The sequence below is a fragment of the Ensifer sp. Root558 genome, assembly GCF_001427045.1.
Classification (GTDB): Bacteria; Pseudomonadota; Alphaproteobacteria; order Rhizobiales; family Rhizobiaceae; genus Ensifer; species Ensifer adhaerens.
Genome location: NZ_LMGC01000038.1, coordinates 62,139 through 74,992 on the forward strand (window position 1 = coordinate 62,139; position 12,854 = coordinate 74,992).

9 protein-coding genes and 1 pseudogene are annotated in these 12,854 nt (G+C 62.5%); 2 read left to right on the forward strand and 8 right to left on the reverse strand.

All coding sequences use genetic code 11. The features are described 5' to 3' along the window. Nucleotides 1-192 precede the first annotated feature (192 nt). Together ASD63_RS32285 and ASD63_RS32290 are read right to left on the reverse strand one after the other, a co-directional pair. Nucleotides 193-1,529: pseudogene (locus ASD63_RS32285) on the reverse strand (HAMP domain-containing sensor histidine kinase). Further along, the gene (locus ASD63_RS32290; protein WP_060530520.1) at nucleotides 1,529-2,200 is read right to left on the reverse strand and encodes a response regulator transcription factor; all 672 of its coding nucleotides are present in this window, start codon (nucleotides 2,198-2,200) and stop codon (nucleotides 1,529-1,531) included. The pseudogene ASD63_RS32285 and the gene ASD63_RS32290 overlap by 1 nt, the downstream one beginning before the upstream one ends. 256 nt (nucleotides 2,201-2,456) lie before the next feature. Between ASD63_RS32290 and ASD63_RS36695 the strand changes: the two genes are divergently transcribed. Then, entirely contained in the window at nucleotides 2,457-2,579 is a 123-nt protein-coding gene (locus ASD63_RS36695; RefSeq protein WP_255382254.1) for a hypothetical protein, read from the forward strand. 110 nt (nucleotides 2,580-2,689) lie between these two features. On the opposite strand, the gene ASD63_RS32295 is transcribed toward ASD63_RS36695, so the two are convergent. After that, entirely contained in the window at nucleotides 2,690-3,022 is a 333-nt protein-coding gene (locus ASD63_RS32295) for a hypothetical protein (RefSeq protein ID WP_034798100.1), read from the reverse strand. Nucleotides 3,023-3,419: 397 nt separating this feature from the next. On the opposite strand from ASD63_RS32295, the gene ASD63_RS32300 reads away from it, so the two are divergent. After that, a complete protein-coding gene (locus tag ASD63_RS32300; RefSeq protein ID WP_060530521.1) occupies nucleotides 3,420-4,610 on the forward strand; it encodes a DUF882 domain-containing protein in 1,191 nt (396 codons plus the stop codon). 198 nt (nucleotides 4,611-4,808) lie between these two features. Here the strand turns inward: ASD63_RS32300 and ASD63_RS32305 are convergent, their stop codons facing one another. The 5 genes from ASD63_RS32305 to ASD63_RS32325 all read right to left on the reverse strand — a co-directional run bounded on the left by ASD63_RS32305 (nucleotide 4,809) and on the right by ASD63_RS32325 (nucleotide 12,854). Next, nucleotides 4,809-7,379, reverse strand: coding sequence for an SH3 domain-containing protein (locus ASD63_RS32305; protein WP_060530565.1), 2,571 nt, complete (start codon nucleotides 7,377-7,379; stop codon nucleotides 4,809-4,811). 233 nt (nucleotides 7,380-7,612) lie between these two features. Continuing rightward, nucleotides 7,613-8,464, reverse strand: coding sequence for a CoA ester lyase (locus ASD63_RS32310; protein ID WP_060530522.1), 852 nt, complete (start codon nucleotides 8,462-8,464; stop codon nucleotides 7,613-7,615). Then, complete coding sequence (locus tag ASD63_RS32315; RefSeq protein ID WP_060530523.1) at nucleotides 8,461-9,678, reverse strand: CoA transferase; 1,218 nt, start codon at nucleotides 9,676-9,678, stop codon at nucleotides 8,461-8,463. Before ASD63_RS32315 ends, ASD63_RS32310 begins: the two co-directional genes overlap by 4 nt. Continuing rightward, nucleotides 9,675-10,724, reverse strand: coding sequence for a sn-glycerol-3-phosphate ABC transporter ATP-binding protein UgpC (gene ugpC, locus ASD63_RS32320; protein ID WP_034798094.1), 1,050 nt, complete (start codon nucleotides 10,722-10,724; stop codon nucleotides 9,675-9,677). The genes ASD63_RS32315 and ugpC overlap by 4 nt, the downstream gene beginning before the upstream one ends. A gap of 30 nt (nucleotides 10,725-10,754) precedes the next feature. Next, nucleotides 10,755-12,854, reverse strand: coding sequence for an ADP-ribosylglycohydrolase family protein (locus ASD63_RS32325; RefSeq protein WP_060530524.1), 2,100 nt, complete (start codon nucleotides 12,852-12,854; stop codon nucleotides 10,755-10,757).

A 12,854-nucleotide genomic window follows, 5' to 3' on the forward strand; every position in this document is an offset into this window, starting at 1 on the left:
GCAAGCGATTGAATAAAATATTCTTTTAGCACGTTTAATGATCTCCGTTGACATGCAACGGCGACCTTGGGGATGGACAATTGCTACAGAATTACAAGCAGGTTAGAGCTGACACCGAAGGGATGGTGTCTCGAGAACCCTTCAAGCATGGGCGCGGCGGTGACCGCGACCTAAATCCCACGCCTCTCGCGGTCAGAGGTGGACGACCACCTTGGTTCCGCTCGCTGAACTCGTGAGACTGACACGCCCCCCGTGGTTTGAAGCCACCTGTTTTACAAGGCTCAAACCAAGACCCGCGCCCGTGTCCTTGGGAGAAACCCTGTAAAAGGGTTCAAAGACGAGTTCCTGATGCTCGGCAGGTATGCCCGGTCCTTCGTCGGAAACTTCCACGCGCCCATCGCTTGAGACCAAGACGGCAATCATGCCCGAATTGCCGCCGTGATCGATCGCATTTCGGACGAGGTTTGTGACCGCGCGCAACACGGCAGGTGGGTTGCCCTTTCGCGCCAGCGTCTCCACGTCACTGTGGAAAGACACCTGATAGCCAGCCCCTATCGCCAACGGAGCGAGATCGGCAACGCCGATCGCGCGATGTCAACCAGATCCATCGGCTCGTCCAGAACGAGCGCCTGGTCGTTGCGCTCGAAGTCCAGAAGCTGCTCTGCCGCTTCTGCGAGCCGGGCGACATCATCCATCAGGCGCGTTCTCTCCCGGCCATCAGGCATGCCATCGATGCGCGTTTGCATGATCGCAATGGGGGTTCGCAGTTCGTGGGCCGCATCGATCAGGAAGCGCCGCCGCTTTCTGGACTCGTCCTCGAGACGCTCAAGTGCGCCGTTGAATGCGATCAGAACCGGGGCGACTTCGTTCGGGATTCCCGCGAGCGGAAGGCGCGTCCCGTGGCGGCGCGGATCGATCCGCGATGCTTCGTCGGCAACCTCGCTCACCGTCGCGAGAGCACGCCCGACGATGTGAGGAACGGCAAGAAAAATCGCCGGGAGAGCACTGGCGATCAAAGACAGGTAGATTGGATAGGCCTTCGCCAAGAGAGCCAGGGCACCCCAACCCTTGTCCGCCACGCCGCCAAACAGAATCCGGACTTCGCCAGCCGGCGTCTTCGCGTTTTCGATCGTCGCAATCTCGCCAGTGGCTGCGGCCCCCCTGATATCCGCTTCGTCGAACAGGTGGATTACCGTGGGCAGCGCGGCATAGGCGGGCGGAACGGATCCATAGGACGCGAAGGCACCGCTGGTGGTGGCAACTACGAACCACAATGCGCTGTTTTGCGCCTTGAGCGTCGTCAGGTCATGGGTCTCAAAAAGCTGCAGTTGACCATCGCTTCCGCGGCCTACGGCACGGGACACGACCGAGACGACCGTCCCCTCCATGGCCGTGTTCGGCGACATGATCGTGGTTGCCCAGATGCAGAGCCCGATGATCACCGAGGCAACGACGGCGATGATGACGAGGCTCAATTGCCAGCTGAGCCGCCACCAGAGCGACGGATTGCGTCCTGTCGTCTGACCCATCACTCTTCCTTCAGGAGGTAACCGACCCCACGGATGTTGTGAATCGAAACGCCGGCCCCGGCATCCGCCAGCCGCTTGCGCAGCCTTGAAATGTGGGCGTCGATCGCGTTCGACTGGATCTCTTCTTCGTAGTTGTAGACCGCTGCTTCGAGCGTCGAGCGGAGAACGGTTTTGTCCCGGCGCCTCGCAAGGGCCTGGAGCACGAAGAGTTCGCGCCTTGGGACGTCAAGCTTCACGTCATCGACGGTCACGGTGAGGTTCAGCGGATCGAGCGCTATTCGTCCCACCTTGATCTGAAGCTCAGCAAGCGCAGCCGGACGGCGCAACACGGCGCGCAGGCGCGCCATCAGTTCTTCGACGAGAAAGGGTTTGCCGAGATAGTCGTCCGCCCCGGTGTCGAGACCTTCAACCCGTTCCATCGGCTCGTTGCGTGCCGTCAGGACGATGATCGGCGCGTCTTGGCCAATGCGGCGCAATTGCGGGATGAAGCTCAGCCCTTCACCGTCGGGCAGGCGGCGGTCGAGAAGAATAGCGCCGTAGTCATTCTGACGCGCAAGTTCGGCTGCATCGGCGAGATGGGTCGTATGGTCGATGACGATGCCATATTTGCTGAGCGCCACAGCCAGTGCCGCCGCCAGCTCCCTCTCATCTTCGATCAGCAGCATCGGCACCCCATGGCTTCGACCTTTCGAATCTGCCGCAAGAATTACAGCAGCATTACGGAAACCACGGGGCAGTCGAACGTAACACTGCTGCAATCGTTCAGAGCTAGCACACGCATCGAGCCGACCTCGCTCGTATCAGCAGTGATAGGCGCGGCCTTCAACGAACCGGAAAGGCAGGGAGCATGACGACGTCACAAGTGGAGTGCCCTCCCGGGTCGGGATTGAAAACTGTTAGTTCGCGCCATGAGCATAGGGCCGCTCGATGACCCGCGGCCCCCTGCTGCGCTTCCTCATACGCTCGATCCTGTCGGCACTTTTCCTCGCCGCCTTCCTGGCTGGCCCGGCGATCATTCTGATCCTGACGTCGGATCGAATTGCGATGTAGCGCGCCAACGGATCAGATCCCCGACGTGGCGATCTGGTCGATCCAGCCAGTCAAAACGTCGCCGCGCGGATTGACGGCGGACAACATTGTTCGAACTGCTTCGGGCCCATTCACGACCCTTGGTTGCCATCTTCGCCGGATGTGGGTGCCGGGGTGTTCTTCGCTTCCATCGCCGCTTCGATCTGCCTGATGACCTTGACGGCCTCCTGGAGGATTGCCCGCATCTCATCGTCATAGAGATATACCGGCATGCCGCCGGCGCGGATGATGTCCATCGTTTCGGCAGACTCGCTGAGGCGATTGGGCTGCCCGAGCAGCTCCCAACCTTCCTTGATCGCGACATAGGCCCGGGAGACAAGACGGAGCTTTTCGCCCTCCGTCAGCATGTGAACGTCGCGCGCGGCGCGGGTCAGTTCGGCGATGACGTCTTTCGTGCTTTTCATGGGACACCTTGGCTATGCAAGTACCGCGGTGCAACCGACCAATCCATTCATGGTAACTAATGTATAGATTGAGGAAAACAAGAGCCAACACCTTCACGTAAGGGCAAGCCGAGGCCCTGAAATCCATGCACCTCGCGGAAATTCATCACCGGGGAAGCACGTCCGATGGCATCAACCGCTTCTTAATCCTTTGTTGACCATAATCTCCGTCGAAGAGCCGAGCCGCCGGCCGTTGCCGCCGGTGGATTGTAACTCGATTGAATCGGAAGCCGCTGTGTCTGAGTATCCTGTAACTGCGTATCCAGAGCCTGCCTCGCGTGCCATCGTCAGAGGCGTGAAGCGTATCGCCCGGTGGGCCGCTCGAGCGGCCGCAATCACCGCCCTTGCAGCATCCGCCATGGCTTTCACCAGCACGGCGTCGTCGGCAGAAGTCCGGTCGCTGAAGCTGTTCTTCACGCACACCGGTGAACGCGCGACGATCACCTTCAAGCGGGACGGCAAATACGACCAGAAGGGGCTCGCGCAGATCAACCGTTTCCTGCGCGACTGGCGCAGGAACGAGCCCGCCCGTATGGACCCGCGTCTTCTCGATCTTGTCTGGGAGGTCTATCAGCGCGCCGGTGGGAAGGACTATATCAACGTCGTCTCGGCTTACCGCTCGCCCGCCACCAACAGCATGCTGCGCGGCCGCTCCCGCAGCACCGGGGTCGCCAAGAACAGCCAGCACATGCTGGGAAAGGCGATGGACTTCTATATTCCGGGCGTGAAGCTCACCCGGCTGCGGGAAGTCGCCATGCAGATGCAGGTCGGCGGCGTGGGATACTACCCGACGTCAGGATCTCCCTTCGTACATCTCGACGTCGGAAACGTACGGGCGTGGCCGCGCATGTCGCGCCAGGAACTCGCGCGTATCTTCCCCAAGGGGCAGACACTCCACCTTCCGGCAAGCGGCGGGGCTTTGCCGGGGTATGACCAGGCGATGGCCGACTACAAGCGACGGGTCAAGGCCACCTCGATCGTCGCTGCAAACAGCGCCGGCCCAGCCAAACTGAAGGGCGGAGAACCGGCCGGCAACACGCTGTTGACCGCGATGCTTCCCACGCGCAAGAGCCGCGGTGAAGAAGCACTCGAGCTTCAGACCATGCGGAAGGAAGCAGCCGAAAAGTCGCCGTTCTTCGACCTTGCGGCGATCGCCGTGCCGCTGCCGACGCTGCGCGCCACGGCTACCGCCGCGACCGTGACGCCCGTCCCCACGCCCGAGCGGGCGCTACCCACAAACGTCTCGGCTTTCATTCCCTCCTCGTCGTTCAAGGTTGCGCTTGGCGTGGGCATGATGCGCCATCCAGCTGCAGGCGAAAGCAGCCTCACCGGCCCGTCGCCTACAAATGCCGAGTGGACAATTCGCGACGCGGCGCTCTTCAAGTGGGCGCTTGCGCCGGCCAAGGAGCTTGAGCGTCTGGCACTTCCGGCGAACCTGGAGCTCTCGGTGGCAAGCGCCGACGATACACCGCGCGTTCTAAAGCGGGCGTCCCAGGCTGGTAAGGAAAACAAGAGCTTCAACAAGGAGCGCTTCTGGTCGGACGGTTGATGCGGCAAGCACCTGTCACCATCTCGGCTTAAGGTTCGACCGGCCGGTCCGGCGTGCCACCAAGGCCGGCGTCACAGCGGCAGACGGCCCGATGATCACGCCAAGCTTTTCGGCCGAATGAGCGGCGACCCCGCACACCTTTTGCCACGTCTTGTAACGCGGCCGCTCGAGAAAGTTCGCCCGAGCGGCCCGGTTTTCTCAGCGACCGCGGCCGCCGCCACCACCACCACGTCCGCCACCGCCGCCGCGGAAAGCAGCTCCACCGCCGCGACCACCACCTCCGTGGAAGCCGCCGCGGTTGCCACCCTGGAAGCCGCCGCCGCTGTAGCCGCCGCGACCACGGTCAAAGCTCTGGAAGTTCCGGCCGGAGTCTTGGTAAAGTCGCCCATAATTGCGGCTCAGTTCGTTCTGGTTGCCGAATTGCCGTCCGGCGCGATCGAAGGACAGATGATCCGGCGCCCGTTGGCGAACCTGCTGGTTGCGGCGTGGTGCGGGTCTCGTTTCAGCACGGTTCTGGATACGCTGCGTGGCTTGGGGCCGGTTGGATGCCGCGCCTTGGGCGGCATTGCGCAGGTTCTCCCCGTCCGGCCTCTGAACCGGTTGCCAGCCATCCGGCGTGTGCTTCTGCCATTGGCCGTCCTGACGGCGATAGACGCTGCCGTCGCGGCCGGCATAAACGTCACCGCCCTTGCTGCCGGCGATAAAGCCCTTGTCGCCTTCCGAGTTGCGCCAGCGCAGGCCGCCGGCACTCCCGGTTGATCCGCCGCTGATGCGCGCGAACTCGCCGCCGTGCTTGACGGCTACACTGCCCCAGGAGCCGTAAACATTCTGCCCGCCCCGCGCGACCATCGCGTTGCCCGTGCGTGGATTGTAGGCAGAAATGAAACCGCGCTCGCCACCGGGACCCGCCACCGCGCCGCCGCGGAACCGTGTCCCCGTGACGGGGTTATAGGCTGCGCCGAAGACCAGGCCCCTTTCCGGGCCATAGGCGTAGCCATAGCGCCCGAAAGTGCCATAGGCCGGGTTGTACGAGGCGCCGAACCCGTAGCTGATCGGCGGCGGATAATAGGGCCAATCGTCGTCGTAATAGTCCCAATAGGGCGGATAATACCATCCCGAGCCCCAGACGACTGTATCCCAGGCAAGGTAGGTATAGAGATAGCCGAGCGTATAGCCGTACCAGATGGCATCCGGTTCCGTATCGTAGATGCGGACATAGGTCGCGTTATAGACCGGAGACGACGATGGGATCGTGTAGATCTCATCGGCAACGGCGCGCGCAACGGCGAAGGGCCCGGTCGGCGTATCGCCGACGAACCAGATGCCGTCCTTCAAGACGAAATACTTGTCCGCGACCTTGATGACCTGCTCGTTGGCATTGACGGCATAGAACATGGACGTGCCTTCGATCGGCTCGAACTTCGGCTCGCCATTGTAGTGGACGTCCACCTTCAGCGATCCATCCGTCGAAACCCGCGCGAGCTTCGGAATGCTCGCCCGCAGACGCGCCATTGCGCTTTCGGACGTGCCGGGGATCGACGCGCGCACAGCCGAGTAGGCGGCGTCGTCGGGCAGGTTTACGAAATCATCGGGCAGGTCAGGCGTGGCAAAGGTCCAGGGACCTTCGAGTGACGTTGAAGAAAACCACCGTCCGGAAAGAAGCGTGTACCACGTCTTGCTGGCCCGATGGAAAAACACCGAACTGCTCGTATTGGAAATCCAATCCAGCCCGGTGCCCGCGATCGGTCCGAGGGCCGGTTTTCCTTCAAAGATCAGAAGCTCCGCCGGCTTCTCCGAATAGAAAACTTTCGGAACCTGGTTATCGCTGAAGGGCGTGGGCGGAAGAGAGGCCTTTACCCCTTTCCAGTTGTCGATTTCCGGTAGCTTGGAAAAGACGTCCGGCACCGATGCCGCTTCAACCCAACCGCTCTCCAAGGTCTTTGTTGTCAGCCAGTTCTTTTCGCTCCGCAGATAGTAGTCTGCCGCCTGATCCACCTTGAAGAGGTCCCAATTCGTATTGACCACGAAGGAGAGGCCCTCAACGCCCTTGAGCGGAGCCGTCACCGGCTTGCCGTCCGTCTGCACCAGGATGGCCGGCGTCTCACTGACAAAGATCGGCGGCGGATCGGCCTTGATATCGGGGATATCGGCGAGGCGTTGGAAGTCCGCAAGGCTTGCCGCCAGGCGTTGCTGCGACACGACGATCGGATCGGTCGGGACAAGCTTGCCGATGTCGAGCGCGAGGTCAGCGAGCTGCTGTCGGTCCAGTGCGGAGAAATCGAGCTGCGTGGTGCGAACATCCGTCAGCGTAACATTCTCCGTCGCCTCGTCGGCCACAGTCTTGGCCGAAAGCCCGATGATCCCATAGATCGGCTTGGCGTCGGCGGACGGTTTGAGCTCGGTCGCGACAAGGGCTTCGAGCTCCTTGAAATCCTTCCAGGACGTGATCTGCGGCTGGAAGAGCGTGATCGTCGCGCCTTTTTCGGTGTTGAACATCCTTGGCCAGGCCGGCGCGGTGGCATCGGACTGGTTGAGATACTTGCCGGCAACAAAGCCATTTGCCCCGGCATAACTCACGGCACACCAGGAGGCTTCTGCGTCGCATTCCTTGATGTCGACTTCCTCGCCCTGGGGGATCACGCGCATGGCGTCAAATCCGGTTCCCGGGCCCACTCTGAAGTTCACATTTGCAGTCAGGATGGCGGGATCTGCAAAGGCTGAAGTTGAGAAGAACGAAGCGATCGTCAGGTACGCAAGAAGTCTACGCATGATCACATTCCCTTCCTGGGATGTCTAAGCTGTTCGAAGTCCCTGCATGCTGGAGTGCTACTGAAAAAAACGGACCGCCACGACAAAGTCGACCGCGTTCGCAGCCGGTTAAAGTCGTTCAATTTCAGGATCATTGCACATTCGGTGATAGGTGCAACTGCGCAGCACGAAATCCTGGCGCGCACCGGCGCGCCTCGCGATCGTGAGTACTCTCCGCCAAGCTGCGGTGAGCGTCAGCCGAGGTCGCCTGCCTGTTCGAGAACATCATGCGCGCGCTCGATGATCGGCGCATCCACCATGGTGCCGTTCAGCACGAAGGCGCCACGGCCGTCTGCCTGCGCCGTCTTCGCTGCGTCGATCACGGACTTTGCCCAGGCGATCCGTTCTGGGCTCGGGGAGTAAGACGCATTCAGCACCGGGACCACGGACGGGTGGACACAGCTCGCGCCATCGAACCCGTGGGCCTTCGCCTCACGAGCGGCTGCCTTCAAGGCATCCAGTCGCTTATAGTCCGCAACCGTCAAAAGCATGCCGAAGGACAGCTTGCCTTCCGCCTTGGCGGCAAGGTGGACCATCAGTTTCGGAAGTCGCAATACGTCTGGCAGCGGTTCTGCGCCCATGCTGGTCGCGATGTCTTCGCCGCCAGCGGCAAGGCCGACCACGCGGCTGACGCGGGCAATCGCGCGCGCATCGAGAACTGCCCCGGCATCTTCGAGGAGTGGCACGAAGGCGACCGGCGGCCTGCCGATCTGCCGCTCAACTGGTGCGAGATGCGCTGCAATATCCTCTAGCTCCTGCGGCGACCGGGTTTTCGCGACATAGAGACCGAACGCGCCGGCACGGCAGGCGGCCTCTGCATCCGCCATCCGCAGATCCGGCGCCGAATTGATGCGGACAAAGACGGTCGCACCACCGCGTGCCACCTGCGCCACGGCGTCCTTCAACCCATCCCTTGCGGCCTGTTTCTGATCCGGGGCGACTGAATCTTCCAGGTCGAGGATGATCGCATCCGCTCCGCGTTCGTGCGCCTTGGCGATGAATTTTGCGGACGAGGCCGGGACGTAGAGTAGGGAGCGAAGCCTCATGCGGCGCTACCCTGGAGTATCGTCTCGATCGCGCCGCGATCCAGTCCCGCTTCGGCCAGAACTTCCGCCGTGTGTTCCCCAAGCGCTGGTGCCGGCCGCCGCCAGACGCCCGGCGTCTGGGAAAGCCGCGGCACGATGTTGTGCATCGGCAGGCTGCCGAACTCGTCATCCTCCACATCGACGATGATTTCGCGCTCGGCGAAATGCGGGTCCGACGCGGCATCTGCGATGTTGTAGATCGGCCCGACCGTCGCGCCGGCGTCACGCATGATCTTCAGCGCCTCGTCATGGTCGTGCCGGGCAAACCAGCCGCCAACGGCCTCGTCGACCAGATCGCGATTTTTGACGCGTTCAGAATTGGTGGCAAAGCGCGGGTCCTGGTTCATGTCGGCACGGCCGATGATCTCGAAGATCCTCCGTGCGACCTGCGGCGTCGATCCCGACAGCGCCACGTACTTTCCGTCGCGGCAGCGGTAGACATTGCGCGGGGCGGCCGTATTGGAGGCGCTGCCCACGCGCTCCTTGATCCTGCCGGTCGTCTGATAGATCGCCGCTTCTGGCCCGAGCACCGAGAACATCGGTTCCAGCAGCGACAGGTCGATGACCTGTCCTTTTGCGTAGCCGCGATCGCGCGCAAGCAACGCTGTCACGGTGGCCGAGCTGCCATAGACACCGGCGATCATGTCGGCAAGCGCCAGCGGCGGCAGCACGGGCTCGCGATCGGGAAAGCCGGTTCTGTAGGCAAAACCGCTCATGCCTTCGATGATGGTGCCAAAGCCCGGGAACTGCGCGTAAGGCCCCGTCTGGCCGAAACCGGAAATGCGCACGATGATCAGGTTGGGATTGCGGGCGTGCAGCGTTTCCGGCGAAAGCCCCATACGCTCCAGCGTTCCCGGCCGGAAATTCTCGATGAAGACATCGGCCGTATCGATCAGTGCCCAGAGCGCCGTCATCGCCGCCTCTTGCCTGAGGTTCAGAACGACGGAGCGCTTGTTGCGGCTATAGGTCTTCCAATAGAGCGAGTGGCCATCATCCTTCCAGTCTCTGAGCGGATCGCCCGCCGGCGGCTCGATCTTGATGACATCGGCGCCGGCATCGGCCAGCTGCAGCGACAACATGTTGCCGGCAACGAGCCGGGAAAGATCCAGAACCCTCGTGCCGACCAGCGGTCCCTTGGCGTCGGGATCGAACTGTCGCTTCGCAAATCCACTCATCGAAGGCGCTCCCCGGTATCCTTGTCGAAGAGCAGAACCTTGTCGGCATCGATCGTCAGCGTCACATCCTGCCCGGCCGAAAGTAGCTTGCCGCCGTGGACGACGACCGAGATATCCTGGCCGCCCATGTCGACGACGATTTCCTGGTCCTCGCCGGTCGGCTCGACGAGGCTGATGCGCCCCGGCACGCCCGTTGTTCCGAGCGTGATGTGCTGCGGGCGGATGCCGCAGACGACCCGCTTGCCAGCCTGCACCTGTCGCCCGAGCGGCAGGGATACGCCGCCCCGGGTCAAGGCCGTCGCTCCCTCTGTGACTGCCTCGATCAGGTTGATCTCCGGCGAGCCAATGAAGCCGGCGACGAAGAGATTGGCAGGATCGTTGTAAAGATCGAGCGGTGCGCCCGCCTGCTCGATCTTTCCGCCGTTCATCACCACAATCTTGTCGGCCATGGTCATGGCCTCGGTCTGGTCGTGGGTGACATAGACCATCGTGCGGCGAAGCCGTTGATGCAGCTTCTTGATTTCGCTGCGCATCTTCACGCGCAGCTTGGCATCGAGGTTCGACAGAGGTTCGTCGAAGAGGAAGGCACGCGGGTCGCGCACGATGGCGCGACCCATGGCGACACGCTGGCGCTGGCCGCCGGAAAGTTCCCGGGGCAGGCGGTCGAGCAGCTTTTCGAGGCCGAGGATTTCGGCCGCCTGGGTAACGCGCTTTTCGATCTCCGCCTTCGGCGCACCGGCGAGCTTCAAGGCGAAGCTCATGTTTTCCGCGACCTTCATGTGCGGATAGAGCGCATAGGACTGGAAGACCATGGCGATGTCGCGCTCCTTGGCCGGCATATCGTTGACGACCTTGCCACCGATGGTGATCTCGCCAGCTGAAATATCCTCCAGCCCGGCGATCATGCGCAACAGCGTAGACTTGCCGCAGCCCGAAGGGCCGACGAGCACGACGAATTCGCCGTCGCCCATTTCCAGCGAGATGTCGTTGAGCACGGCGACACTGCCATAGCTCTTGCCGACGCTTCTAAGCTCTATCTCGGACATGTTTCCTCCCTTTCTTTCCGCCTCGCGCAGTTAGCGCTCGGCGACCTCAAGCCGGCCGATCGACATGCGCCCGGCAGACGCCATGCGAAGGCCAGCCATGCCGTAGCGCAGCGTCCCATCGTCCGCCTGAAGCAGCCGCTCGCCATCGACGGAAAGCGTCAGCTTGCCACCTTCGACAGTGAGATCGACCGCGTAGCTCCGGCCGTATTCGATACGGAACGGGCTGCGCGCGAGGATCTTCGTGCCGTGGTCTTCAAGAAGGATCACGGCTTCGCCGTTCTCGAAACCGGCGGCATAAAAGCGGCTCGTACCCTGAGCCCGGGCCACCACCAGGTGCGAGGCACCCGAGTGCGGCTGAAGCTCGGCCTTGACACTGACGTCGCGGAGATAGGCGTTGCCCGTCCAGGCGTCCGCGTCGGTTGCGGTATGGGCATGGATGCGGCCTTGCTGCAGGCTCCAATGGCCGCGGTTCCAGGTGAAGCGGGTGATGCCGCCCCATTCATGCGCTTCCTTCGACGGGTCGATGACGGCGCGACCCTTGCCGGATACGGAGAAGTCCGCAAGGAACAGCCGGCCGAGGAATTTCAGGCGCCCGAAATATTCGACCAGGATGCCGATCTCGTCGACCGCTTCGCCATCGCCGTCGGGGATGGTGAACGCGTAGTCCTGCCAGCCGCTCGCAGACGGCACGTGCCAGGCGCCTGTTTCCTGGATGGCGCCTGTCATGGCGCGGCGAACATAGGGCGCCACACGCAGGTTGCCGTCACCGTTCCAAGGGTCGAGCCAGAGCTTGAACGACACCCTTTGGCCGTCATCGGCAAGCGGCGTGAACATCGGGCGGTAGCGCTCGTCGTCGAAGTCGGAGCGGCGATAGAAGGGCTTCCAGAAAATGCGTCCACCATGCCCGCGCTCGAGACGGTCGAGCAGGATTTCCAGCGATCCCTTGGCGTTATCCGTATGACGCTCCGCCGATGCCTTGACGGCGATCTGGTTGAACGGCTCGGTGCGGAAGCCATGGGTGGCGCCGGGTGCGTCGAAATCGAAGCGAACGCCGCGGCGCTCGAAATCCTCGACCCAGAGCGCCGGAGCCTCCCGTCCCTGCAGGCGGAGCGCCAGCACCGTCAGTTCACGGGCAAAGGAGGGGATGTCGACGACGTTGACCGTACCGGTTACGCCGGAAGCGACGACGAAATCGTTGATCGGCTTGCGGTACTTGTCCCAGCCCGGCTGCACCTTTTGCAGCGTGCCGACGATCGCACCGGCATTGCCGGCGTTGCAGTCCGTGTCCCAGCCAGCCATGGTGGCGATCTCGACCGTGCGCGGCAGATCACCCTGACCGTAGATCAGGCTCATGATCAAGACGCCGGCATTCGGAATGATGTGGCAGACGCCGGGATAGCGGTCATAGCCCCAATCCGCTGTCAACATGTCGCGGCAGGCACGCCAGTCGTTCCGGTTGCTGTCGTGGAAGCGGAGTACCGCGCGCGAAACCTTGGCATAGAGGGAGTCGGCCGGGATTGTCGCGAGACCCGTCTCGATCACGTCCTCGATGTTCTTGGCAACAAAAGCCTGGGCGATGGCCGCGGCGCAGAAGCGGGCGCCATGCAGGCCCTCGCCGTCATGGGCGACACTTGCCGCACGGGCTGAGGCTTCGGCTGCCTTCTTCGGGTCGGCCGGATGCACCCAGCCCCAGCTGTCGATGAAAATCTGCCCGCCGATCTGCTCGGCAACCGTCGTGCCGTTCTGGGCGATCGAGCCGGATTGCGGCGCCGGAATGCCAGCGCGCAGGTTCTGGTAGGCGGTATGCTCGGTCGAATTGCCGAAGCCGCCCCACCAATACATGCCGTGTTCCTCGGCCGCATAGTTCAGCCAGGTCTTGCCGACCTCTTCGGCGGTGGCGCCGAGACCGTAGTCGCGCAGCGCCCGGATGAAATAGACCGGACCGTTGGTGTCGTCATCGGCAGCGAAATTCTTGAAATCGCGCAGATATTCCGTCACCTCGCCATAGGTGTCCCGGACGCGTTCATAGCTCCAGATCGTCGGTTCGACAGGTGCGCCCAAGCGCACGCCGATCGCCTTGCCGATAAAACCGGAATAGATACGCTCGAAGATTTCTGTGGTGCTGAGCAT

Excerpts from the sequence above, each read along its gene's own strand:
- ASD63_RS32325 (WP_060530524.1), bottom strand. The coding sequence starts at position 12,854 with ATGCTCAGCACCACAGAAATCTTCGAGCGTATCTATTCCGGTTTTATC.
- ASD63_RS32305 (WP_060530565.1), bottom strand. The coding sequence starts at position 7,379 with ATGCGTAGACTTCTTGCGTACCTGACGATCGCTTCGTTCTTCTCAACT.
- ASD63_RS32310 (WP_060530522.1), bottom strand. The coding sequence starts at position 8,464 with ATGAGGCTTCGCTCCCTACTCTACGTCCCGGCCTCGTCCGCAAAATTC.
- ASD63_RS32315 (WP_060530523.1), bottom strand. The coding sequence starts at position 9,678 with ATGAGTGGATTTGCGAAGCGACAGTTCGATCCCGACGCCAAGGGACCG.
- ASD63_RS32295 (WP_034798100.1), bottom strand. The coding sequence starts at position 3,022 with ATGAAAAGCACGAAAGACGTCATCGCCGAACTGACCCGCGCCGCGCGC.
- ugpC (WP_034798094.1), bottom strand. The coding sequence starts at position 10,724 with ATGTCCGAGATAGAGCTTAGAAGCGTCGGCAAGAGCTATGGCAGTGTC.
- ASD63_RS36695 (WP_255382254.1), top strand. The coding sequence starts at position 2,457 with ATGACCCGCGGCCCCCTGCTGCGCTTCCTCATACGCTCGATCCTGTCG.
- ASD63_RS32300 (WP_060530521.1), top strand. The coding sequence starts at position 3,420 with ATGGCTTTCACCAGCACGGCGTCGTCGGCAGAAGTCCGGTCGCTGAAG.